The organism is Rhizobium oryzicola (assembly GCF_030504645.1).
Lineage (GTDB): Bacteria > Pseudomonadota > Alphaproteobacteria > Rhizobiales > Rhizobiaceae > Neorhizobium > Neorhizobium oryzicola.
In genome coordinates, this window is the sequence record NZ_JAUKWQ010000004.1 from 518504 (window position 1) to 542779 (window position 24276).

Here is a 24276-nt window from a genome sequence, read left to right on the forward strand (position 1 = left end):
GCGGAGACTTCGATCTCCCCACAAGATTGGCGGCTAAGTGGGGTGTGTGATGCAACCGGTGAGCAAGCGTCTTGCTGATCTCCCTCCTTGAGGGGGAGATGTCCGGCAGGACAGAGGGGGGTATGACGCCCATTGAAATACCCATCGCTCTCATCCCTCCAATTCCGGCAGCAGCCCGTTCGAAACACTGCTGATCAGCGATCCATCCGCGACCAGTCTTCCAGCGGCTTCCAGATCGGGCGCCATATAGCGATCTTCGTCCAGCGTCGGCACCGTGGCACGAAGCGCGGCAATGGCCTTTTGCAGTTCCGGGCTTGTGGTGAGGGGCGCACGGAATTCGACACCTTGCGCCGCGGTGAGCGCCTCAATGCCGATGATGGAGAAGAGGTTGTCCGTCATCTGCAACAGGCGGCGTGCACCATGGCAGGCCATGGAAACGTGGTCTTCTTGATTGGCGGAGGTGGGGGTGGAATCGACGGAAGCCGGATGCGCCATCTGCTTGTTCTCGCTCATCAGCGCGGCCGAGGTGACTTCCGCAATCATCAGACCGGAATTCAGGCCCGGCTTTTTCGCGAGGAAGGCCGGCAGGCCGTAAGAGAGGGCGGGGTCGACCAGAAGCGCGATGCGGCGCTGGGCAATCGCGCCGATCTCGCAGACGGCAATCGCAATCTGATCGGCGGCGAAGGCCACCGGCTCAGCATGGAAGTTGCCGCCCGAGACGACGCTCATGTCTGACAGCACCAGCGGATTGTCCGTCACCGCATTGGCTTCGATTTCCAGCGTGCGGCCCGCCATGCGCAAGAGATCGAGGCAGGCACCATCCACTTGCGGCTGGCAGCGGATGCAATAAGGGTCCTGCACGCGCTCATCACCTTCTAGATGGCTCTGGCGGATGACGGAAGCCTCCAGCAGGCCGCGCAGGGCAGTGGCCGTATCGATCTGGCCCTTGTGGCCGCGCAGCGTGTGGATGTCCGCGGTAAAGGGAGCCGATGAGCCCATGGCCGCATCGGTGGAAAGCGCGCCCGTGATGAGCGCTGCCTGCGCTGCACGATGCGCCCGGAACAGACCAGCGAGCGCCAGTGCCGTAGACGCCTGCGTGCCGTTGATCAGCGCGAGACCTTCCTTGGCTGCGAGAACTACGGGAGTGAGACCCGCCCTGTTGAGCGCGTCCCGACCGGGAAGGCGTTCGCCATCATAAAAGGCTTCTGCCTCACCCATCATGACAGCGGCCATATGCGCCAGTGGTGCCAGATCGCCAGACGCGCCGACCGACCCCTTTTCCGGGATCAGGGGCGTCACGCCCTTTTCCAGCATGCCCTCAATGAGGCGCACCAGTTCTAGCCGGACACCGGATGCGCCGCGCCCCAGCGAGACGAGTTTCAGCGCCATGATCAGGCGAACAATGTTTTCCGGCAGCGGCTGACCGACGCCGCAGCAATGCGACAGGATCAGGTTGCGCTGAAGGGTGGCGGTATCTGCCGCGTCGATCTTGATGGAGGCAAGCTTTCCGAAGCCGGTATTGATACCATAGACCGGCTCGTTTCCGGCTGCGATCTGGGCGATGCGAGCGGCCGCCTTTTCAATGCCAGAATCGAAACTGCGATCCAGCGCAGCGCTTTCGCCAGTCCAATAGATACGGGAAAGATCGGCGAGCGTCACGCGGCCCGGGTGGAGGGTAATGGTCATGCGGAAGCTCCGGTGGTGGCAGAGGTGATGCGGCCATTCCAGACCCGCTGGGCGAGTGGGTTGAAGCCGATGCGATAGACAAGTTCGGCGGGGCTCTCGATGTTCCAGAGGGTAAAGTCGGCAGCCTTGCCCACTTCCAGCGTGCCCGTTTCAGCTTGTAAACCCAGTGCCTTGGCCGCCTCACGCGTCACACCGGCAAGGCATTCCTCAACGGTCAAGCCGAAGAGTGTCGCGCCCATGTTCATGGTCAGCAGCAGGGATGTCAGCGGTGATGTGCCGGGGTTGCTGTCGGTCGCCAGAGCAATCGATGCCCCTGCTTCACGCAACGCCTTCACCGGCGGCAGCTGTTTTTCCCGCAGTGTGTAGAAAGCGCCAGGCAGCAGAACGGCGACGGTGCCTGCGGCGGCCAGCGCGGCGGCATCCTCATCGGCCAGATATTCCAGGTGATCGGCCGAGAGCGCACCATAGGAGGCTGCGAGCTTCGCCCCCTTCAGGTCCGACAGTTGTTCGGCATGCAGCTTGACCGGCAGGCCCAGTCTTTTCGCTTCATCGAAAACACGCGCAATTTGCTGAGGCGAAAAGGCGATGCCTTCGCAGAACCCATCAACCGCATCGACAAGACCTTTCGCATGGGCGGCGCGAAGGCCAGGAATGACGATATCGGTGATGTAATCGTCGTTACGCCCCTTGTAGTCAGCCGGGGTGGCATGGGCGGCAAGCCATGTCGTGAGAACGCGGACGGGACGAATCCCTGCCAGTCGCCGCGCCGCGCGCAGCATGTTCATCTCGCCTTCGATCGAGAGCGCATAGCCGGACTTGATCTCGACGGTCGAAACACCCTCTGCGATCAGAGTATCCAGGCGGGGCAGGGCCTGTTGAACGAGTTGGTCGACCGTGAGCGCATTGGTGGCCTTGACCGAGGAAACGATGCCGCCGCCGGCGCGTGCGATCTCTTCATAGGTGGCACCGGCAAGTCGCATCTCGAACTCCATGGCGCGATTGCCGCCATAGACCAGATGCGTGTGACAATCGATGAAGGAGGGCAGCAGCCAGCGGCCATGACCGTCGTTGATTTCAATGTTGGACGGCAGGTCTGCCGGCAGACCCGAGGCAGGACCCGCATAGGCAATGCGTCCGTCTTTCGCCAGCAGTGCGCCGTCGTCGACGATCCCTAGTCCCGAACCCTCGGCGAGGGTGGCGAGGCGGACATTACGCCAGAGTGCGGTGCCCGGTTTAGGCTGTCGTTGCGGTGAAAAATCGTCCCCTGCCATCGGTCTTTCGCCTTCTCTTTTCTGCTAACATGTATATACATTATCGAAAGTCTCGCAAGTGGATTTTTGCGGGCGGATAGGGGAAGGATTGGGACGCATGGCTGGAATTCACGCAAAAAACGCTTTTCTGCCAGAGGGTTGGGCAAGTGACGTGCGGCTTGAACTCCAGAGCGGACGGATCATTGCGATCCAGCAAGATGTGCCCGCGCAGCCCGACGACGAGCGGCATGATCTCGTGGTCCCAGCCATGCCGAATCTGCACAGCCACGCTTTCCAGCGTGCCATGGCAGGCCTTGCTGAGGTGCGCGGTCCGGGCAGTGACAGTTTCTGGAGCTGGCGCACGTTGATGTACCGGTTTGCGCTGTCGATGACACCGGATCAGGTAGAGGCGGTGGCAGCCCAGCTTTACATGGAAATGCTGGAAGCCGGCTTTGGCCGCGTCGGCGAATTCCATTACCTGCATCATGACAAGGACGGCGGGCACTATGCCAACATCGCCGAGATGGCGGAACGCATTGCCGCAGCCAGTGTCGAGACCGGCATCGGCCTGACGTTGCTCCCCGTCTTCTACGCGCATTCCGGCTTCGGTGGTGCGGAGCCGACGGAAGGCCAGCGGCGCTTCATCCACTCGGTCGATGCCTTCGGAAAGCAGATGGAGGCTTGCAGGCAGCTGGCCGGCAATCTGTCCAACGCGGTTCTTGGCGTCGCACCGCATAGTCTGCGGGCGGTGACGCCGGAAGAATTGGCACAGATCGTGCCGCTAGCCGGGAATGGACCAATCCACATTCACGTGGCCGAGCAGGTCAAGGAGGTGGAAGACTGCGTGGCCGCCACAGGCCGCCGACCGGTCGAATGGCTGCTGGGAAATGCGCCCATAGATGATCGCTGGTGCCTGATCCATGCCACGCATATGACGGAGCGCGAAACGCGGGAAGTGGCTGAGCGGGGCGCAATTGCCGGACTCTGCCCCATTACGGAAGCCAATCTGGGTGACGGCATCTTCAACGGTGAGGCCTTTCTCGCTGCCGGTGGCCGGTTCGGCGTTGGTTCCGATTCCAACATCCGCATTTCGGTTGCAGAAGAGTTGCGACAGTTCGAGTACTCGCAACGCCTCGGTTTGCGGGCACGCAACGTGGTGGCGAAGCCGGAGGGCTCCACCGGTCGGCACCTGTTCGAGCAGGCTTTGAACGGCGGCGCGGCGGCGCTGGGTGCAAGGACCGGTCTTGCGGAGGGCTTCGCGGCTGATCTTGTTTCGCTCGATCTTTCTGCCGTACCTTATCTCACGCAGGATCAGGTTCTCGACCAATGGATGTTTGGCTCTGGGGTTGAGGTCGATTGCGTCTGGGTTGGAGGGCGTAAGCAGGTCGAACAGGGTCGCCACCGCGATCGAGACGCGATAAGCAGACGCTTCAAGACTGTCATGAAGGATCTTCTGTCGCAATGACCACGGAGAAAGAGGGAACGCTGCACAGCCGTATTCTTGCCGATCTGGAGCGGCTGATCCTGTCGGGTGATTGGCCGCCCGGGCATCGTTTGCCCTTCGAAGTGGATCTTGCCGCGCAATATGGCTGCTCGCGCATGACTGCCAACAAGGTGCTGACGCAGTTGGCGCGGGCAGGTCTCATCGAGCGGCGCAAGAAATCCGGCAGCTTTGTTGCGCAGCCCGTGGCGCAGGCGGCGGTGCTGGAAATCCATGATATCGAAGCGGAAGTCCGCTCGCTCAACCTCGCCTATGGCTACCGGCTTCTGAAGCGGAATATCCTGAAAGCTGCGCCTGCGGACTTGGCGTGGCCGGATATTGCACAGGATGCGCCGTTGGCCGACATCCTTTCGCTGCATATGGCCGGCAGCCGCCCCTTTTGCCTCGAGCGTCGCTTGATCAATCTTCAGACAGTACCCGATGCCGCCCATCAGTCGTTTGAGGAGACTCCATCGGGCCACTGGTTGATCAGCCAGGTGCCCTGGAGTGCCGCCGAGCATCGCATTACCGCGGTATCGGCAACGGCGGAAACGGCAGAGCTTCTGGACGTACCGCGCGGTACCGCCTGTCTTGTGGTGGAACGGCGAACCTGGAGCCCGGATGGACCGGTCACGCTCGTGCGCTTCATCTATCCCGGCGATCGCCATGAATTGGTCGCTCGCTTCCAGCCAGGCGAGAGCTGATCATCCACCGACTGCCAAGCCCTCGCCACGTGGATCATGAGCGCCGGTGACGGATCTATCCTCCGCGATGGCGATCACGCCCGCCTGGCCGAAGATGGGCGAAAGCGCTGGTAAGACCGCAATTTCGTGGCCCCTGGCGGCAAGGTCATCCATCACCACCTCACCCAGCGACGCTTCCAGCTTCAGGCTGTCACGACTGTCGGAAAAGGTCTTGCCCAGCAGGAAACGGGGCTGCGCGAGCGCCTGTTCCGGTGTCAGTTCCCGGTCAATCAATCCGCTCAACAGAACCGACAGCGTTTGCGGCTGGCCGTCCGCCCCTTGTGTTCCGTAGAGATAGCGCGGCTTGCCGTCCTTCAGGGCAATGCCCGGGTTCAACGTGTAGAAGGGACGCTTGCCCGGCTGTATCTCGTTCGGGTGGCCAGGCACTGTTGAAAATGCGGCGCCACGGTTTTGCCAGACAATGCCGGTGTCCCCCACCACCACGCCGCTGCCCCAGTCGAAATAGGTACTTTGCAGTACGCTGGCGCAACGCCCTTTCGCATCGCGTGCAGCAAAGAAAACCGTATCTCCATCGCGACGGAGGCGTGGCCATTCCATGGCTCTGGCCATGTCAACTGACTCGGCTCGGCTCGCCAAATGTTCGGGGTTCAGGATGTCGGCCATGTTCATCTGCGCGTGGCGGGGATCGGCAATGGCGTCGCGATCCAGGAATGCACTCTTCACGGCTTCCACAAGGGCATGATAGCGATTGGCGTCCTCGCGCAAAACATCAGGTGCCAGACGTTCCAGAATACCCATGATGGCAAGCGTGGCCGCCCCTTGGGTGGGCGGAGGCGGCGCCAGCAGTTGGTGACCGCGATAATTTATGCTGATAACATCCACTTCTTCCGTCCGCGTGCTTGCAAGATCACGGGCCGTCAGAGGCGACCCCGCTGCCGCCAGGCCTTTGACAATCATCTGCGCAAGCCGGCCTTCGTAAAATCCCCGGGGGCCCTCGTCCAGCAGCAGGCGAAAGCTCTGGGCGAGATGCGGTTGGCGGAACGGTTCTTGTGCTCGGCTACCTCCGAAGGTGGCTGCAAATCCCGGCCATGTCAGCCACTCATCCTTGCGAAAGTCCGTCCAGAACTGTTGCGAGCGACTGATGGCGAAGCCTTGATCGGCCAATGCGGCAGCGGGCTCAAGCACATCAGTGAAGGATAGGGTGCCGCCCCAGTTGGCACGGCTGTAGCCGAGTGCATGATCCCAGCTATCGACCACGCAGGCGGTGGTCAGCGTAGAACCGGCACCGCGAAGCGGAATGGCTCCTGAAAACATTGGCGGCGTGGCCCCCGCCTGACCGATGCCCAGGAAGCAGCTGCTACGTCCCGTCTCATCCGCGACCAGCCATACCGCATCACCGCCCAACCCGCAAAAATGCGGGGTGACGACCGTCAACGCCGCGCCGATCGCAACCGCCGCCTCGATGGCTGTGCCCCCGTTCTTCAGGACATCGGCACCGATTTGGCTTGCGAGCGGGTCAGGACTGGTGACCATTTCCATGTTCTGGAGGCCGTTTTTCTCGCTGATCATGTTTCGCTCTGACCCGTGGTGATGCCGATGGCTGATGATGACGCTAAGATATCGCTGACTCAAGAAAGTGTATGCACTTTTATTGCCAATTTAGTTGAAATGTCTCCGGTCCTATCTTAGCGCTACATTGGGTGGAGGTTGGTGGTGTCCGAACAGAAGAAACAACAGCGGGGACAGGCGGATCGTCTCGCGGTGATCTGCACGGCTCTGCGCCGCGCGATCATCGAACGCGCGCTTTTGCCCGGCGATCGCCTTCCGGAGGACACGCTGGGGGAACGCTTTGGTGCCAGCCGAACGATTGCTCGGGCCGCACTTTTGCAGTTATCGGCAGAAGGGCTTGTCGAATTGCGGCGTAACCGTATTGCCGTGGTGGCCGCACCATCGTTCCAGGATGCCCGGGATATCTTCGACATCCGGATTGCGCTGGAGCGTCAGGTGGTTCGTCATCTTGCCGGCACGCTGACGGAAGCGCAGGTGCAGGAACTGAGGCAATTGGTCGAGGCGGAGCACGAGGCGCGGCACGGCCAGGATGGTGCCGCCATTCGGCTTGCGACCGAGTTTCATGTCCGTCTGGCAGAGATGACGGGCAAACCCATCCTCATCCGCTACGTCACCGAAATCTGTTATCGCGCCGGGCTGTCTCTATCCGCCTTTGCACGCCCGCATTCGTCCGAATGTGCCGTCAGCGAACACCTGGCCCTGATCGATGCTATCCGCGGCGGTCCTGCATTAAACGCCGAAGACCTGATGGAGGAGCATCTGGAGGCCGTTGCGTCACGCGCACTGTTGCACAAAACCGGCACCCGTGGCCGTGATCTTATGGAGATCCTCGCGCCCTATTCGGGCGATGGGTAGACCACTTAACGGCGGCTGATGGACGGTTCCAGAATCCATTCTGCACTGTCATTCCAGACGTCAGTCTCAAGGATCAATCCATCGCGGACGACGAAACGGTCGACATAGCGGTTATCATCGAAGGGCGTGCCATCGGGCCATTCGCCGTATAGAAACCCAAGACTGTAGATGATGGTTTCGGTATCGCCCGGCACAACGTCATAGCGCTCGATGCGCTTCTTGACCCAGCGATAGCGCTTGGCGTTGAAGCCGGTCGGGCCGCTTGCCGTGTTGAAAACACGGTTGCCGGTGAAGCGACACACAAATTTCGGTGCTATATATTTCTCAGCGCGCACTGGATCTGGCGCCATGGATGCATCGAGATAGTCCTTTACCGCCTGCAAATCTCTCTCGGTTCTCTCATTCATCACTGGTTCTCTTGATCCTGCGGCGCAAAAGTGCATACAATTTTCTTAATGACTTTCCATATGGGTGACAAGAATGGCGTCCGTCTCGTCTTATGATCTGATCCTCAGAAATGCCCGGACGTTCGAAACGGAAGATCTGACGGATATCGGCGTTGCGGAGGGGAAAATCGTTGCGTTGGGTCGCCTGGATGCCGCGGCCGCACGTGTTGAGGATCTGCAAGGTCGCGTGGTGGTGCCTGGCTTCGTCGATAGCCATATCCATCTCGACAAGGCTTGCCTTCTGTGTCGCTGTCGTGATGTCGGTGGCGGCTTGCGCGGTGCCATATCTGCTGTTTCCAAGCTGAAGCGCGATTTCACTGTTGAAGATGTGCATGAACGCGGCGCCCGAACGGTCGAGATGGCGATTCGCCATGGCACGATGCATATGCGGGCGCATGTCGAGGTTGATCCGCGGGCGGGGTTGCGGAGTTTCGAAGCGATGAAGGCACTGAAGCGCGAATTCGCTTTCGCGCTTGATCTTTCGATCTGCGTTTTTCCGCAGGAAGGATTGACGAACGATCCCGGTGCGGAGGCTTTGTTGGAGCAGGCCCTGGCGAACGGAGCGGATCTTCTCGGCGGTTGCCCCTATACCGATACAGATCCTGCTCGCCATATGGAACGGCTATTTTCCATGGCCGTCGCCCATGATGTCGATCTCGATTTTCATCTGGATTTCGATCTTGATCCAACCTGGTCTCATCTCGAGGCTATTTGCCGACTGACGGAAAGGCATGGTTGGCAGGGGCGTGTTGCAGTGGGCCACGCAACGAAGCTCGCTGCGATGGATGACGAGGCTTTTGAATTTCATCTGCTGCGATTGCGCGACAGCGGGGTCGCCGTTACGGCGCTTCCGTCCACGGATCTTTACCTCAACGGTCGCGATAAGCGTTACCGCGCTCCGCGTGGTGTGGCGCCGGTCCATCTCCTGGCTGAACAGGGTGTGACGTGTTCGCTGGCCACCAACAATGTACTCAATCCGTTTACGCCCTATGGTGACGCGTCGCTTCTGCGGATGGCCAACCTCTATGCCAACCTGATGCATCTGGGTCAGGAATATTTTCCAGCCTGTCTGGACATGATCACCTATTCGCCGGCGCGGTTGATGCGGATTGCAGATTACGGCATTGCCGTGGGCAGCCAGGCAGACCTGTTGATTCTGGATGCCCAGGACGAATTTGAAGCATTCGGTGGCATCGCCGAGCCGATCATGGGCTTCAAACGTGGGCGGCAAAGCTTCGAGCGCTCCCCGGTGACCATCTTCCGTCAGTAACGGGACAGCTTTATCCGCATGACTGCACTCAATTCCTGACCCGGTGACAAGAGCTTCAACTCGCCAAGATTCGGGAGGTGGTGCCCGTTGGGGAGATGGGTCATGGGTTCCAGACAGAAGAAGTCCGTTCGTGCCGTCGGCATGTAGAGCATCAGAATGCGAAAATCTTCGGACATTATCTCGGCGGCGAGCGCACGCTCAGGCCATATGACGCGGGCATGACCGCTCCAGCCCTGAAGCGCATTATTCGCCCAGGCGTCAGGCAGGGCGCGCAGAGTCTCAAAATTCCATTCCTTCGGCACCTTCATCGCATGGCTTGGCAGATGATCGTCCCGTTCATGCCAGAACAATTGCGCAGCCGTCTGCAATTGCGTCTGTGGTGTGCGTATGAAGAAGGGGTGCAGGCCAAGCCCGAAAGGCAGGCATACCTCCGCCTCGCTGCGCAGAGAGAGCCGAACGGTGAGCGTATCGTCCCCAACCGAAATCTCCTGCCGTGCCGAATAGGCATAAGGAGAGGCGGTCCGGGCTTGATAGCGAAATGTCAGGACGAGCCGATCGGCGCGCTGTTCGGCAATCTCCCACCACCCCAGCCAGCCGTCGCCATGGCGATAGAGCGGCTCCGGCGGCATGTTGGGTTCGAGATGAAAGCTCTGTCCGTTCAAGGAAAATGCGTTACCCTCAAGCCGGTTTCCGAAGGGCAAAAGCGGAAAGCAGCCGACGGACTGGTGAGGACCACCGGCCGGTACGAAAATGGGCTGATCACCAAAGACAAGCTCGCGGATGGACCCACCCTGCTGGGTGATCACCGCCTGCAGGGCGCCGCTTTCCAAGCGGATTTCGCCTTCCGTCATCTCCAGCGCCACGGTCATGTCCTCCCAGCCTCATGGACTAATCGACCACTGCCTCGACTTCGATTTCCACTTCGTAGTCGCCGATCAGGTTGCCAGCCTCTATCAGCGTATTGGCAGGCAGGATATCACCAAACACGCGGCCATGCGCGCGCGATACCGGCTCCCATTTGGATGCATCCTTCAGGTAGACGCGGGTGCGCACCACGTCCTCCATCTTCGCGCCGAGAGGACTTAAGCTGGCTGCGATCTTGTCGAGAATATAGGTCGCCTGTGCACCGGCATCGCCCGGTGCCACGCAGCGATCCGTTCCGTGCGTCGCCGTGGTGCCGGACACCAAGACACGATTGCCGATCCTGACCGCGCGGCTATAGCCGGCGATCGGCTCCCAGATGCTGCCGGAGGAAACCCGCATGCGTCCTGGCCGTCCCGGCACCGGCTCGGCCTGATAGACCGAGGGGATGGCATCAAGGTGATGGCTGAGATCGCCTGATGCCGTCAGGAAGGGGGCTTTCCGGTATTCGTCGCCGCAATCGCCGGGAATGGGCTTTGTCAGTGCAAAGGCTGCATTCAGCAGGGCGTGATCATCGGCATCCAGCACGAAACGGAAGACGTTGAGATTGTCGTCGCGATGCTCGCTTTCGCCAAGCCGTGCGCCGATAATGGTGGCGGCCACCGCCTCATGCTCCAGCACCCAGCGGCTCGCGACATTCGACACCGACACACGGTGCTTCCTCGCGATATCGGACGCAGCGCGCAGAATGCCTTGGTAGGCCTCCCAACCGCCGGCGGTATCGATGAAGCGCTTGTATTTGGAGCGGCTCCAGTCGGCAATGGAGGCGGGCTCCGGCTGGCCGAGCCATTTCTTAGACAAGAAACCACCGCAGAGCGTGCCATAGGCCAGAAGCTTCACGCCACTGCGGGCGCAGAGATCCGACAGCGCGCCGGCGGCGCGGCGGTCGATCAGCGAGAAGGACACCTGGTTGCTGGCGATCTCGATGCCATCGGCCAATGCAAGACCCAGATGCGCCGCATCGAAATTGGTAAGACCAAGCGCGCCGATTAGTCCTTCTTCCTTCATGACCTGCATTTCATGAAGCGCATCGAGCCAGGCGGGATGCTCAAACGTCCACCAGTGGAACTGCAAGAGATCCACCTTCTCGACCTGTAGCCGCGTGAGTCGTTCTTCCACGCCACGCCGTACGACGTCACGAGTCATTGGTCCCGGTTCAGGGCACCATTTCGTAAAGGCGCGCGGGCGTTGGTCTGCCTGCAGATAGCGACCGAGTAGGCGACCGGTGATGATTTCTGCCGAGCCATAATGATCGGCCATGTCGAAGGTGTCGAAACCCGCGCGGGCATAGGCCTCCAGCGCATCGGCGCCCTGGTCCGGATCGATTGTCGTGCCATCCTTCTCAATGTCGGCCACCTGCCAGAGGCCACAGACGAGGCGGCTGATCTCCAGGCCGGGAGCAAGAAGGGTGCGTTCGGGACGGGTAGTCATCATAGTCATTCCTTGGATGGGGCAGCGCGCAGCGCTTTGAGGCGGGTCAGCGGGCTGACTTCGCCGAACAGGCCGCGCGGACGCCAGAGAAGCATGAGGCAGAGGCCGACGCCGATGGCGACGATCTGCAGCGAGGCGGCACGTGCCTGCTGTTCTGCCGGAACGAAGGTGGAGACCGCAGCCGCTGACAGTGCCCACAGCCCCCAGACAAGAATGGCGCCGGCAATCGCGCCGCGATTGTTGCCGGAGCCGCCGACGATCAGCATGGCCCAGACCTGGAAGGTCAGGATCGGCATATAATTGTCCGGTGCGATGAAGCCGATGAAATGCGCCTGTGCCGCACCGGCAAGTCCCATGATGGCGCCGCCAAGCGTGAAGGCCTGCAGGCGAAAGCGGATCGGCCGTTTCCCCAGCGCCTGTGCGGCCATTTCATCCTCACGGATGGCCCGCAGCACACGGCCCCAGGGGCTTTTCGCGAGATGCTCGAGCGCAAGGTAAAGGGCGAGCACCACGACCGCCATGACGGCGAAATTGGCGAGGCTGAAGGCAAGAGCATTCCCTTGCAGGCCGGCAAACGGCCGCGGAATGAAGCCGATGCCGAAGGCGCCGCCGGTGATCGGCTGCAGGTTCAGCATGCAGAGCTGAACCGTGACCGCGATGCCGAAGGTGGCGATTGCCAGATAATCGGCCCTGAGGCGAATTGTCAGTGCGCCGACTGCCCAGGAGAGGAGACCGGACATGATCGCGGCACCCAGCCAGCCCACCACGATTGGCAGATCAAAACCGCCGAACCGGTCCGGGCTCGGCGGCGTGGTGAGCAGCGCCGAGGTGTAGGCGCCGACCGCAACGAAGGCGGCAATGCCGACATTGAAGAGGCCAGTCATGCCCCATTGCACGTTCAGCCCCAGGCAGATGATGGCGTAGGTCAGCGCCATCGAGAGAAAGAAGGCGGCATAGGCGAGGATATCGAGGGTCATGACGCTTTCCCGAACAGGCCGCGTGGACGCACGAGGAGGACTGCGATGAGGATGACGAAGGAGACGGCGGCGCGCCATTCCGCGCCGACCGCCTGCACGGCAAGCGCTTCACAAAGGCCGATGATAAGGCCAGCCAGCATGGCGCCCGGGACGGAGCCGATGCCGCCGAGGATGGCTGCGGCAAACAGCGGCAACAACAGGTCATGGCCGAGATAGGGGCGGATCTGGATCAGCAATCCGCTCATAATGCCGGCGACGCAAGCCAAGGCGGCGCCCAGGAACCAGACGGTGCGAATAACGCGACGCACATCGATGCCGGCAATGCTGGCGAGCGCCGGGTTTTCGCTGACCGCCCGCATGGCGCGGCCGATGTCCGTGCGCGTCATCAAAAGATGGACGGCGATGACGGCCACCAGCGCCACGCCCAGCATCAGCAACTGGTCCGGCGTGGCGCGAAGACCGCCGCCGAGCTTCATGGCAATCTGCAGCGCCTTGGTGAAATAGGCGGGGCGGGAGGAGAACAGGAATTCGAGCAGGCTGCGCAGCGCCAGCGACGCGCCGAAGCTTGCCATGACCATGATGATGATCGCGCTGCCGCGCCTTCGGAAACTGGAGAACAGCAGCGCATCCACTGCCAAAGCCAGAAGTCCGGTGAGGCCGATCGCGATCACCGCCGAGATCGGCAAGGCCCAGCCGAAGGAGAAGGGCGCGATCGGTTTGGTCAGGCCGGCGGAAAGATATCCAAGCGCACCGGCAACCGCGAGCGCCAGATAGGCGCCCCAGGACAGAAGTTCGCCATGCGCGAAGTTGGAGAAGCGCAGGATGGAATAGGTGAGCGTAACGCCGACCGCGCCAAGCCCGATAATCGCTCCGGTGATCAGCCCGTCCATGATGAATTGCGGGTTCATGCCAGCGCTCCCTGATGGTGATGCGCAGTGCCGAGATAGATCTTGCCGACCAGCGGGTCGCTGGCGAGTTCTTCCGGCAGGCCTTCATGGGCAATGCGGCCTTCGGCGAGGATCACGGCGCGGCTGGCAATGGCAAGTGCGGCCTTCACATTCTGCTCCACCAGCAGCACGGTCACGCCACTGGCATTGATCGCCTTCAGCATCTCGAAAACCTCGCTGACGATCTTTGGCGAAAGGCCGGCCGAGGGTTCGTCCAGGATGATGACAGGGGGATCGAGCGCCAGCGCACGCGCCACCGCCAGCATCTGCCGCTGGCCGCCCGAGAGCGCACCGGCCAGACGGGACGGCCGGGCCGCCAGATCCGGGAAGCGGGTAAAGAGTGCCTCAATGGCGACGGCGCGTTTTGCTTTGGGCAGATGGGCCACCGCGATCTGCAGGTTTTCCAGAGTGGTCATGGTCGCGAAGACGTTTTCCGTCTGCGGCACGAAGGCCAGCCCCTCCGCCACCTTGCGGTGCGGCGTGACATGGGTGATGTCACGCCCGTTCAGAGCCATCGTACCGGCATGGATCGGCACCAGTCCGGCAATCGCTTTCACGAAGGTGGATTTGCCCGCGCCGTTTGGACCGAGCAGCACCACGAGTTCACCGCTCGATACGGAAAAATCGATGCCGCGCACGATTGGAAGATCCGGCTCGTAGCCGGCGACCAATCCGTGGGTCGAAAGAATGGCGTCCGTCATGCGCCGCCTCCGAGATAGGCTTCGATCACGGCCGGGTTGGAGGCCACGTCCGAAGGCGTGCCTTCCGCCAGCAGTCTGCCCAGCGCCATGGCGACGACGCGCGTGCAGAGCCTGGAGACCATGTCCATGTTGTGTTCGATCAGCAGGATCGACTTGCCTTGTTTGTTGAGGGCGAAGACACGCTCGATGATGACTTCCAGCAGAGCCGGGTTGACGCCCGCGGCCGGCTCGTCGAGCAGAATGACATCGGGATCGGCCATCAGCACGCGGGCGAGTTCCAAAAGCTTGCGCTGACCGCCGGATAGGACCCGCGCCGGCTGGTGTTCGAGATGGGAGAGGGTAACGAAGTCGAGCAGTCCGCGCGCCTTTTCAATCAGCGCCTTTTCCTGGGCGCGTACGGCAGCGGGCCTCAGAAAATTCGCGAGCAGACCTTCGCCATGCTGCTGCTGCCCGCCGACCAGCAGATTTTCCAACACACTCATTTCGGCAAAGGGTTTCGGGATCTGGAAGGTGCGGGCAAGGCCATGGCCGATGCGCTTTTCGGGAGCCTCGCGGGAGACCTCGCGGCCGGAGATCCAGAGTTCTCCTGATGTTGGCTGCAAGCTTCCGGCGATCAGGCTGAACATGGTGGTCTTGCCGGCGCCGTTCGGCCCGATCAGCCCCACCATTTCCTGCCGCCCGACCGTCAGCGACATGCCATCCACAGCCGACACGCCGAAAAACCGCTTCGTCAGCCGTTTGGCCTCGATGATCGGTGGAGATTGGGCAGGGCTGGGGGGAGTGGCGCTTGCGGTGATCATGAAAATTGGGTCTTGATTTGATGTCTGATGTTTGATCAAACTTTAAGCCTCAAAGAAAATCAACCGGAAAATTTCGGGCCGAAGAAAGAGACAGGGACATGGAAACATCGATGAACAGCGTTGAGGCGCTGACGCCAGTCGGGCGGGAAACGGTGCAGGACCGCGTCTACGGCCAGCTGCGCCAGACCCTGATCAATGGCGGTTTTGCTGCCGGCGATCCGCTGCGCATTGTCGATCTGGCCGAGCGGCTGCAGACCAGCACCATGCCGGTGCGCGAGGCGCTGGGTCGCCTCGTCTCGGAACAGGCACTGGAAGCCATGCCGAACCGCACGGTGCGCGTGCCGCTGATTACCCGCCAGCGGCTGGACGATCTGGAGCGGGCGCGCGTATTGATCGAAGGTCGTCTCGTGCAGATGGCGCTGCCGAACCTCAGCCGCGATGACATCGACATCCTCAAACAGGTCAATCGGGATTGCGATCATGCCTTCGAGGAACATGGACAGGATATCGGCCCCGTCACCTCGCAGTTCAACCAGCGTTTTCACTTCCACATCTACCGGGCTGCCGGCTCGCAGGTGCTGATCCCGATCGTCGAAAGCCTCTGGCTGCAATCCGGGCCTGTCGTGCGTGCCGCCGCGCAGATCCATGATGAGCAGGGCGGCCTCGCCGCAACCGACCATCACTGGGCGATGATTGAGGCCATTGAGGCGGGCGATGCGGAGACGGCCATGCAGGCGCTTGCCAATGATATCGGCCGTTCCTTCGATCTCGTGCGGGCGCGCCTGGCGAGCGGCGAGGAGGCGGCATGAGCAAGGATGACAGCTTCGAACTGTTCGACCTGCACGTGGAGGTCGTCGTGCCTGAAAATGGGCCGGTCTATTGCGGCGCCAAACCCGGCGATTACTTTGAGCTGAAGGGCGAGATGCTGCATCTGCCGCCGGGGCAGGGCATTTCGATTTATTCGCTCGCGTCGGTGCTGCCGCTGCTGGCCGCCAAGCAGCGCCCTACCCATCCGCATGACTGGATGACGACGGATGCAGACATTGCCTGTCCCGATCCGAACTGCGCGACGCGCCTGCGCATCCGCCGCACCGGTCTTCGCCGCTTCAGCCATGCCGAGACCACTGCCGTACCCCTGAAAGAAGACTGATCCCATGCAACGCATCACGCTCGCCCCCGGCTATGAAATCTCCCGCGTCATTCGCGGCGGCTGGCAGCTTGCCGGCGGACACGGTGCCGTCGATCCGGCTGTGGCGGTGGAGGACATGGTGGCCTTTGCCGATGCGGGCATCACCACCTTCGACTGCGCCGATATCTATACCGGCGTCGAGGAGCTGATCGGCCGGTTCCGCCTGGCCTATCGGAGCTTGCGCGGGCAAGAGGCGCTGAACCGCATTCGCGTCCACACCAAGTTCGTGCCTGACCTCGCTGTCCTGCCTGATATCAGCAAATCTTACGTCGAAGGCGTCATCGATACATCGCTGAAGCGGCTGAACCTCGAACGGCTCGATCTCGTGCAGTTCCACTGGTGGGCCTATGACATCGATGGTTGGCTGGAAACGGCGGGCTGGCTGAAGGAGTTGCAACAGGCCGGCAAGATCGAAAAGGTCAGCAGCACCAATTTCGACAGCGACCATATCGCGGCTCTCGTTGCCGCCGGCATTCCGCTGGCCTCGCTGCAGCTGCAATATTCCCTGCTCGACCGCCGGCCGGAAAAGCGCATGGTGTCGCTCGCCGCCCAGCATGATTTCGCGCTGTTCTGCTACGGCACGGTGGCCGGCGGCTTCCTCAGTGACAAGTGGCTGGGCGTCGCGGAGCCGGAGCATCCGCTGGAGAACCGATCGCTCACCAAATACAAGCTGATCATCGACGATATCGGTGGCTGGGATCTGTTCCAGGCGCTGCTCGCTACGCTGCGGCGCATTGCCGACCGCCACCAGACCGATATCGCCACCATTGCCAGTGCGGCCATGCTGCGGCGTCCGGGCGTGGCGGCTGTCATCGTCGGGGCACGCAACCGCGATCATCTGGCAGAAAATCTCGCCATTTCCGACATCACTCTGTCGGCCGAGGATCTCTCCGACATCGAGGCCGTGATGGCCGAGGCGAAGGAGTTGGAGGGTGACGTCTACACGCTCGAACGCGACCGCGAGGGACGTCACGGCAGCATCATGAAATACAATCTCAACAAAGGGGAATGAGATGAAAAAACTGGTTCTAGCATCCACCATGCTGGCAGGGCTTGCCGTATCGGCCCTTCCGGCCTTCTCCGCCGATTGCGACATCACGGTCGGCGTGGTCATGGAACTCACCGGTCCTGCCGGTGAATACGGCAAGGCGGGCGCCAAGTCCGTCGAAATGGCCTTCAAGGATTTCAATGATGCCGGTGGCGTCGGCGGCTGCAAGCTGGTCATGGATACCCGCGACAGCCAGAGCCAGGGCACGGTGGCCGTCGATCAGGCGACCCAGCTCGTCAATATCAAGAAGGTGCCGGTCATCATCGGCGGCATCATCTCGTCCGTCTCGATCCCGATCCTCACCTCGGTCACGGCGCCGGCCGGCGTCGTGCAGGTGTCGCCGGCCTCGTCCTCGCCGACGCTGACGGCGCTGGGCCGTGACGGCAAGACGAATGGCGTGTTCTTCCGTACCATCACGTCGGATGCGCTGCAGGGCACGGCCTCTGCGAAATACGCGCTCGACCAGGGCCTGAAGAAGATCGCCATCATCCATGTCAACAACGACTTCGGCGTCAACATGGTGAAGGAATTCGCCGCTGCCTATACCAAGCTCGGCGGCACGATCACCTCCACAACGCCGTACAACGAAAAGCAGGCGAGCTATTCCTCGGAAGCCAGTGCCGCGATGAAGGGCGATCCGGATGCCCTCTATCTCGTCAGCACGCCGGTGGATGGCGCAACGATTGCCCGTGCCTGGCTCTCCGGCGGTGGCGCTGCCAAATTCCTGCTGAATGACGGCATGAACTCCAAGGACTTCATCGAAAGCGTCGGTGCGCAGTATCTGAACGACGCCTATGGCACATCCTCCGGCACCAGCCCGACGGCTTCGACCGAATACTTCAACGCCAATTACGAGAAGTTCTCAGGCGGCATTTCGCCGGGTGCACCGGCTGCCGACCGCTCCTATGACGCAGGTGCCATCGTGGCGCTCGCCATCGCCAAGGCCGGCAAGGCGGACAAGGCCGCGATCAAGACCGCGATCTCCGAAGTTGTGGCCGAAGGCGGCACGCCGATCCACGCGGGCAAGGCCGAATTCGAAAAGGCGCTGAAGCTCATCAAGGACGGCAAGCCGATCAAGTATGAAGGCGTGATCGGCCCTGTCTCCTTTGACAAGTATGGCGATATCACCGGCCCCTTCCGCCTCTGGAAGATCAAGGATGGTGCTGTGACGACGGTCGGCGAAATGAGCTCTGAGGAGGTCGCCAAGATCAAGGCTTCGGCAACGAAGTAATCCGGGCGAGGGCGGTTCCCGGTGGGAGGCGCCCCTTTCTCATGCTCAGTGCTGTCCAGTCATTTCAATCGGAAGTGGCTGGACTTATTTTTTGACTGGCAATAGTTATGTAATAACATTACATACCGTGAGGTCGATAATGAGATTTTAGCCCGTTGACGCCGCCGCCTGCGCACGGCTAACTGCGCCGGACGGTTCCTTGTCAGCAAAGACAGGGATTAAAAGGGAACACGGTTGGGCTGTTTGCCAAAAGCCGTGGCTGCCCCCGCAACTGTAGGCGGATTGCCTCTCGTCCTTGTGGCACTGACCGGTGCCATGCCACTGCGTTTGGACAAACGTGGGAAGGCAGATGAGGGGCGCCAATCCGCGAGCCAGGAGACCTGCCGTCAGACTATGGTCCATTGCCACGGGCGGGGATGCCCGGGAACAGGAGTGATAATGTCTATCCGCCGCGCTCTCGCGCAGCCCCAAGCATTGTTTCATCGTGCCCCGACGTCAGTCCGTCCGCTCACGCGCGGACGAAAACTCGCATGGCTCGCTTGAGCCACCACACATCTTTCAGGGGACATCGATGATTGATACTTTTAAGCCGCTGGTCGCCAGCGCGCTCATCACCGCCTTCACTTCATTTTTGGCCGCAGCGCCGACTTATGCGGCGGAAACGCAGTATCCGCTGACGCTCAAGAATTGCGGGCGTGACATCGTCTTCCACAAGGCGCCGGTACGCGCCGTGTCGATCGGCCAGAGCAGCACGGAAATCCTCTACCTTCTGGGGCTCGGCAATCGCCTTGCCGGAACCGCCGTCTGGTTCGGGCCCGTTATGAAGGGGTTTGAGGAGCAGAACAGCAAGGTTCCGCGTCTGGCGGATAATGACCCCAGTTTCGAAAGCGTCGTCGGTACGAAGCCGGAGATCGTCACCGTCGAATTCCAATGGCATGTCGGCCCGAAGGGCAGCGTCGGCACGCCGGAACAGTTCGCGGAAGTCGGCATTCCCGTCTACACTTCTCCCGCCGATTGCGTGGACAAGGACAATTCCGGCGGCGGTGATGGAACGCGCACGGCCGATTTCTCGATGGAACTGATCTACCGGGAAGTTCGCGATCTGGCAGCCATCTTCAACGTGCAGGATCGCGGCGAGGCAGTTGTCGCGGATCTGAAGAAGCGCGAAGCGGCAGCCCGCGAACGCGTTGCCTCCGCCAATGGCAAAGTCAGCGCGGTCTTCTGGTTCTCCAGCCCGCAAATGGCGGCTGACCCCTATGTGGCCGGCCAGAAGGGGGCGCCTGCCTATATCCTCTCCGCGCTTGGCATTCGCAATGTCATCGAAAGCGATGAGGAGTGGCCGACGGTCGGCTGGGAGAAGATTGCCCGAGCCAACCCGTCCGTCATCGTGGCCGCGACCATGGAGCGCCGCCGCTTTCCTGCCGATGACATTGCCGCGAAGCGCCAGTTCCTGAAAACCGATCCGGTTGTCAGCCTGATACCTGCCGTCCAGCAGGGGCATGTGGTGGAAATGGACGCCCAGGCGATGAACCCCAGCATCCGCACGATCGAGGGCATCGAAGCGCTGTCCAAGGCCATTGCCGAGCAGGGCCTGGCGCATTGAGCGCCATCGCCCGGATCTTGACCCCGACCGGCGCGACACTCGTCGCGCTGGTTCTGGTGGTGATAGCGCTGTGGTTCGGTGCGGCCATCGGCGAAACCTCGATACCTTTTGACGTCGTCGCAAAGGCGGTTGCCAACCGCTTATGGGCGGCGGGTTATCCGATCGCAGCCATTGATGAAGGCATCGTGTGGAGCTACCGGTTGAGCCGTGCCGTCGTCGCGGCCTGCTGCGGGGCGTCGCTTGCGCTCTCCGGCCTCGTGCTGCAATCGCTGCTGCGCAATCCGTTGGCGGATCCGTATATCATGGGCATTTCCGCCGGCGCTTCCACGGGGGCTGTGGCCGTCGTGCTGCTGGGGTTCGGCGCGGGCTTCCTGTCGCTGCCGCTTGGCGCATTTTTGGGCGCGGTGCTGGCTTTTCTGCTGGTCAGCCTCCTGGCATCGCGTGCGGGCAAGGGCAGTGCGGCGATCATCCTGGCAGGTGTCGCGGGCTCGCAATTGTTCAATGCGCTGACCTCCTTCATTGTCACCAAATCCGCCAATGCGGAGCAGGCACGCGGCATCATGTTCTGGCTGCTCGGCAACCTCTCCGGCGTGCGCTGGCCGGATGTATGGCTTTGCCTGCCCGTGACACTGCTCGGGCTGATCGTCTGTCTCTTGCATGCCCGTTCGCTGGATGCCTTCGCCTTCGGCACGCGGTCTGCCGCAAGCCTCGGCGTCTCCGTTGGCCGGGTTTATTGCACCTCGATCGCCGTCTCGGCCGTCATGACCGCCACACTCGTCTCGCTCGTCGGCTCCATCGGCTTTGTCGGACTTGTCGTGCCGCATGCCGCGCGCCTGCTGGTCGGCACGCGGCATAACAGGCTGATCCCTGTCGCCACGTTCGGCGGCGCCATCTTCATGATCCTCTGCGATGTCCTCTCGCGCGTGTTGCTGAAAGGTCAGGTGCTACCGATCGGGGTCGTCACCGCGCTGATCGGGGCGCCGGTCTTTGCCGTGCTGCTTCTGGAGCGGAGGGCCAAGGTATGAGGCTCGAAGCGCGCAATGTCAGCTGGAAGGCCGGTGGCCTCGCCATCGTCGAGGAGATCTCGATTGCTGTCGAGACGGGTGAGTTTCTCGGCATTATCGGCCCGAACGGTTCGGGAAAATCGACGCTGATGGGGCTGCTGGCCGGTCTGATCCGCCCGAAAAGGGGCGAGGTCTTGCTGGAGGAAAAGCCGATTGCCGCCATCGACCGCCGGCAATTGGCGCGGCATCTGGCGCTTGTCGAGCAGTTGTCGGACACCACGGAACGCATGAGCGCCCGTCAGGTGGTGGAGCTGGGGCGTACAACTTATCTCTCCCTTCAGTCTCCCTGGAGCGGAGAGGACGACCATATTGTCGGCCAGGCGCTTGGTGCCGTCGATATGGCCGACAAGCAGGACAGGCTGTGGCACACGCTATCAGGTGGTGAGCGGCAGCGGTTGCATATCGCCCGCGCGCTGGCCCAGCAGCCGGATATCCTGCTGCTGGATGAGCCGACCAATCATCTCGACATCAGCCACCAACTCGGCTTACTCGATCTCGTTTGTCGGCAGAACCTCACGGTGGTGGCGGCGTTGCACGATCTCAATCACGCCGCCATGTTCTGCGACCGTCTTGCCGTGCTTTCGCAGGGGCGGTTGGTGACGGTCGGCGCGCCCGAAGAGGTGCTGACGGCGGATCTGTTGTCGAAAGTCTTCTCCGTCACCGCGTCCGTTGAACGCAATGACGAAGGCAAGGTTCATCTCCGCTACGAACGAAGCCGCGGGTGATCAGACCAGGATCCGCACCGGAACCGCTTTCGAGGCGGGTGTCTTCGATTGGACGTCATGGTGCGACAGCGGCACCAGCACGTTGAGCTCCGGGTAATAGCCGGCAACGGCCCCGTCCGGCAGATCAAACGGGGTGACCGCAAGCCCGTAGATGCGGCGCGTACGGCCATCTTCGGCATCCGTTTCCAGCCCCACCATCTGGCCACTTTCCAGGCCCATCCGCTTGATCTCGTCCGGATTGATCAACAGGACATTGCGCGTTCCCTCAATGCCGCGAAGGCGGTCGCTATAGCCGTAGACGGTGGTATTGAACTGGTCGTTGCTGCGCAGCGTGATGAGCCGGTAGCGCCCGGGCGCATCCGCGAAGCCGGTGGCGGAAAGATGTTTGGGTGCCGTAAATTCCGCTTTGCCGCTTTCGGTCTTCCACACGCGGTCACGCGCGCTGTTGCCGCGATAGAAGCCGCCGGGCGTGAACATACGTTCGTTAAATTGCGCGAACTGGTCTGGATAGGTCTCTTCGATCCGGTCGCGAACCTTGCCGTAATCGCCGACCCATTCATCCCAGGTCACATTGGGGTTTGGCGGCAGCGTGGCCTTCGCCATCCCCGCGACGATCGCAAGCTCCGACAGAAGATGCTCGCTCGCCGGACTGCGCTTGCCGATCGAGCCGTGGACGCAGCTGAGACTGTCTTCCATCGTTACCGTCTGTGGCCCGCTGGCCTGAAGATCCTCCTCGGAGCGGCCGAGGCAGGGCAACAGATAGGCAACCTCGCCATTGATCAGGTGACTGCGGTTCAGCTTGGTGGCGATCTGAACCGTCAGGCGCATGCGCCGCCATGCTTCTTCCATGGCTTCCTTTTCGGGAATGGCGCGCACGAAATTGCCGCCGAGGCCGATGAAGGCCTTAACCTTGCCGGCCAGGATGCCTTCGCACGCGTCAACCGTGTTGAGCCCCTTGTTGCGCGGCGGCTCGAAGCCGTACATTTGAGCCAGCTTGTCTAGCGGCACCAGTTCCGGCTTTTCGGCGATGCCCACCGTCCGCTGACCCTGCACATTCGAATGGCCGCGCACGGGGGAAATGCCGGTTCCCTCGCGGCCGATATTGCCCTTCATCAGCAGCAGGTTGACGAACATCGCGACATTCTCGAAGCCATGCACCTGCTGGGTGAGCCCCATGCCATAGATGCCGATGGTACGTTCCGCTTCGACATAGACTTGGCCCGCATCCTTCAGCGCCCGGCGCGTCAGGCCCGAATTCTGCTCGATTTCGTCCCAGCTCGTGTCGCGCACCTTCTGCTCGAAGGCTGCGAAGCCTGTGGTGTGTTCGGCAATGAAAGTGCGGTCGAGAACGCTTCTGTCTTCGAGCTTTGCCTCGTCATCCTTCTCCAGCACATGCTTGCAAAGTCCCATCAGTGCAGCGATATCGCCGCCCGGCTTGACCTGCAGATAGGCGCAGGAAATCTGCGTCTCCTGGCCGGTCAGCATCTCGGTCGGGCTTTGCGGGTTGACCATGGCGATCAGCCCCTTTTCCCGGACAGGATTGAAGGTGACGATCTTGCAGCCGCGCTTGACTGCCTCCTGCAGCGGGTGAAGGAAGCGCGGGCTGTTGGAGCCGGTGTTCTGGCCAAAGAAGAAGATGGCATCGCAGTGGGAGAAGTCATCGAAGACGCATGTGCCGACCGGCGCCCCGATCACCTTCTTCAGCGCGACAGACGTCGTCTCATGGCACATGTTGGAACTGTCGGGCAGATTGTTGGTGCCATAAAGCCGGGCAAACAGCGCATAGAGATAGGCCGTCTCCAGGCTCGCGCGTCCCGAGCTGTAGAAGACCGCTTCGTCTGGATGGAGCGCCTTCAGCTCCCGTCCGATTGCGGCAAAGGCTTCGTCCCAGGAGCAGGGAACATATCGGTCGGTGGCGTGGTCATAGCGTAGCGGATGCGTCAGCCGTCCTTGCTGCTCCAGATCGTAATCCGTCCAGTCGAGCATTTCGGTGACAGTATGCTTTCCGAAGAATTCCGGCGTGCAGCGACGGGTGGTCAGTTCCCAGAGGGTCGCCTTGGCGCCGTTTTCGCAGAACTCCAGAGGATTGTGGTTTGCTGGTTTCGTCCAGGCGCAAGATGTGCACATGAAACCGCCGGGCTTGTTCTGGCGCGCCAGAGTTTCGAGAACGGCCGGCGAGTTCCATTCCTTGCCGAAAATGCGGGTGATGCCGCGCAGCGACCCCCATCCCCCCGCCGGACCATCATAATGAACAGTATCGGATCTCTGGCGGTCGGACATGCGGCTCTCCCTTCACGTGCATAGGCAGAGCTTGTGCGTTCGCCAAACTCTGCCGGACGGAAGCGCAAACGGTAAAGCGGCAGTGAAGGTTCCGGACAT

At 61.5% G+C, this 24276-nt stretch carries 22 protein-coding genes and 1 riboswitch; of the genes, 11 read left to right on the top strand and 11 right to left on the bottom strand.

What is annotated here, in order from left to right; translation table 11 throughout:
- Window positions 1-150: 150 nt before the first annotated feature.
- Window positions 151-1686, bottom strand: a complete 1536-nt coding sequence (gene hutH / locus Q2T52_RS15875) for a histidine ammonia-lyase (RefSeq protein WP_302077752.1) — start codon at window positions 1684-1686, stop codon at window positions 151-153.
- Complete coding sequence (hutI, locus tag Q2T52_RS15880) at window positions 1683-2957, bottom strand: imidazolonepropionase (RefSeq protein WP_302077753.1); 1275 nt, start codon at window positions 2955-2957, stop codon at window positions 1683-1685. Before hutI ends, hutH begins: the two co-directional genes overlap by 4 nt.
- Before the next feature lie 97 nt (window positions 2958-3054).
- On the opposite strand from hutI, the gene Q2T52_RS15885 reads away from it, so the two are divergent.
- The gene (locus tag Q2T52_RS15885) at window positions 3055-4401 is read left to right on the top strand and encodes a formimidoylglutamate deiminase (protein WP_302077754.1); all 1347 of its coding nucleotides are present in this window, start codon (window positions 3055-3057) and stop codon (window positions 4399-4401) included.
- On the top strand, window positions 4398-5120 hold the full coding sequence (hutC, locus tag Q2T52_RS15890; protein WP_302077755.1) for a histidine utilization transcriptional repressor HutC: 723 nt from the start codon (window positions 4398-4400) through the stop codon (window positions 5118-5120). The genes Q2T52_RS15885 and hutC overlap by 4 nt, the downstream gene beginning before the upstream one ends.
- On the opposite strand, the gene Q2T52_RS15895 is transcribed toward hutC, so the two are convergent.
- Complete coding sequence (locus tag Q2T52_RS15895) at window positions 5121-6653, bottom strand: gamma-glutamyltransferase family protein (RefSeq protein WP_302077801.1); 1533 nt, start codon at window positions 6651-6653, stop codon at window positions 5121-5123.
- Between the two features lie 180 nt (window positions 6654-6833).
- Here Q2T52_RS15895 and Q2T52_RS15900 point away from each other — a divergent pair, with 180 nt between their 5' ends.
- Window positions 6834-7544, top strand: a complete 711-nt coding sequence (locus tag Q2T52_RS15900) for a GntR family transcriptional regulator (protein ID WP_302077756.1) — start codon at window positions 6834-6836, stop codon at window positions 7542-7544.
- A gap of 5 nt (window positions 7545-7549) precedes the next feature.
- On the opposite strand, the gene Q2T52_RS15905 is transcribed toward Q2T52_RS15900, so the two are convergent.
- Entirely contained in the window at window positions 7550-7951 is a 402-nt protein-coding gene (locus Q2T52_RS15905) for a nuclear transport factor 2-like protein (protein ID WP_302077757.1), read from the bottom strand.
- Window positions 7952-8024: 73 nt separating this feature from the next.
- On the opposite strand from Q2T52_RS15905, the gene Q2T52_RS15910 reads away from it, so the two are divergent.
- Entirely contained in the window at window positions 8025-9260 is a 1236-nt protein-coding gene (locus tag Q2T52_RS15910; RefSeq protein ID WP_302077758.1) for an amidohydrolase family protein, read from the top strand.
- On the opposite strand, the gene Q2T52_RS15915 is transcribed toward Q2T52_RS15910, so the two are convergent.
- The 6 genes from Q2T52_RS15915 to Q2T52_RS15940 are packed head-to-tail and all read right to left on the bottom strand — an operon-like array spanning window position 9254 to window position 15037.
- Entirely contained in the window at window positions 9254-10129 is an 876-nt protein-coding gene (locus Q2T52_RS15915) for an aldose 1-epimerase (RefSeq protein ID WP_302077759.1), read from the bottom strand. The two genes, Q2T52_RS15910 and Q2T52_RS15915, sit on opposite strands and share 7 nt — an antisense overlap.
- A 19-nt stretch (window positions 10130-10148) precedes the next feature.
- Window positions 10149-11612 (bottom strand): aldo/keto reductase, encoded by a 1464-nt coding sequence (locus Q2T52_RS15920; RefSeq protein ID WP_302077760.1) that lies wholly within the window; start codon window positions 11610-11612, stop codon window positions 10149-10151.
- Between the two features lie 5 nt (window positions 11613-11617).
- Window positions 11618-12589, bottom strand: a complete 972-nt coding sequence (locus Q2T52_RS15925) for a branched-chain amino acid ABC transporter permease (RefSeq protein WP_302077761.1) — start codon at window positions 12587-12589, stop codon at window positions 11618-11620.
- Window positions 12586-13497: a branched-chain amino acid ABC transporter permease gene (locus tag Q2T52_RS15930; protein ID WP_302077762.1), complete on the bottom strand. Its 912-nt coding sequence runs from the start codon at window positions 13495-13497 to the stop codon at window positions 12586-12588. The genes Q2T52_RS15925 and Q2T52_RS15930 overlap by 4 nt, the downstream gene beginning before the upstream one ends.
- Entirely contained in the window at window positions 13494-14237 is a 744-nt protein-coding gene (locus tag Q2T52_RS15935; protein WP_302077763.1) for an ABC transporter ATP-binding protein, read from the bottom strand. The genes Q2T52_RS15930 and Q2T52_RS15935 overlap by 4 nt, the downstream gene beginning before the upstream one ends.
- The gene (locus tag Q2T52_RS15940; RefSeq protein ID WP_302077764.1) at window positions 14234-15037 is read right to left on the bottom strand and encodes an ABC transporter ATP-binding protein; all 804 of its coding nucleotides are present in this window, start codon (window positions 15035-15037) and stop codon (window positions 14234-14236) included. Before Q2T52_RS15940 ends, Q2T52_RS15935 begins: the two co-directional genes overlap by 4 nt.
- Before the next feature lie 98 nt (window positions 15038-15135).
- Here Q2T52_RS15940 and Q2T52_RS15945 point away from each other — a divergent pair, with 98 nt between their 5' ends.
- The 7 genes from Q2T52_RS15945 to Q2T52_RS15975 all read left to right on the top strand — a co-directional run bounded on the left by Q2T52_RS15945 (window position 15136) and on the right by Q2T52_RS15975 (window position 21897).
- Window positions 15136-15846, top strand: coding sequence for a GntR family transcriptional regulator (locus Q2T52_RS15945; protein ID WP_302077765.1), 711 nt, complete (start codon window positions 15136-15138; stop codon window positions 15844-15846).
- The gene (locus Q2T52_RS15950; protein ID WP_302077766.1) at window positions 15843-16187 is read left to right on the top strand and encodes a TIGR04076 family protein; all 345 of its coding nucleotides are present in this window, start codon (window positions 15843-15845) and stop codon (window positions 16185-16187) included. The genes Q2T52_RS15945 and Q2T52_RS15950 overlap by 4 nt, the downstream gene beginning before the upstream one ends.
- 4 nt (window positions 16188-16191) lie before the next feature.
- Entirely contained in the window at window positions 16192-17238 is a 1047-nt protein-coding gene (locus tag Q2T52_RS15955; RefSeq protein ID WP_302077767.1) for an aldo/keto reductase, read from the top strand.
- A gap of 1 nt (window position 17239) precedes the next feature.
- Window positions 17240-18505 carry an ABC transporter substrate-binding protein gene (locus Q2T52_RS15960; RefSeq protein WP_302077768.1) on the top strand — a complete coding sequence of 422 codons (1266 nt, stop codon included), beginning with the start codon at window positions 17240-17242 and terminating at the stop codon, window positions 18503-18505.
- 175 nt (window positions 18506-18680) lie between these two features.
- Window positions 18681-18907, top strand: a riboswitch (cobalamin riboswitch).
- A 169-nt stretch (window positions 18908-19076) separates the two neighbouring features.
- Window positions 19077-20108, top strand: coding sequence for an ABC transporter substrate-binding protein (locus tag Q2T52_RS15965; RefSeq protein ID WP_302077769.1), 1032 nt, complete (start codon window positions 19077-19079; stop codon window positions 20106-20108).
- Window positions 20105-21133, top strand: a complete 1029-nt coding sequence (locus Q2T52_RS15970) for a FecCD family ABC transporter permease (RefSeq protein ID WP_302077770.1) — start codon at window positions 20105-20107, stop codon at window positions 21131-21133. Before Q2T52_RS15965 ends, Q2T52_RS15970 begins: the two co-directional genes overlap by 4 nt.
- A complete protein-coding gene (locus Q2T52_RS15975; RefSeq protein WP_302077771.1) occupies window positions 21130-21897 on the top strand; it encodes an ABC transporter ATP-binding protein in 768 nt (255 codons plus the stop codon). Before Q2T52_RS15970 ends, Q2T52_RS15975 begins: the two co-directional genes overlap by 4 nt.
- Here Q2T52_RS15975 and Q2T52_RS15980 read toward each other — a convergent pair whose 3' ends face one another.
- Entirely contained in the window at window positions 21898-24177 is a 2280-nt protein-coding gene (locus tag Q2T52_RS15980; protein WP_302077772.1) for an FdhF/YdeP family oxidoreductase, read from the bottom strand.
- Window positions 24178-24276 lie beyond the last annotated feature (99 nt).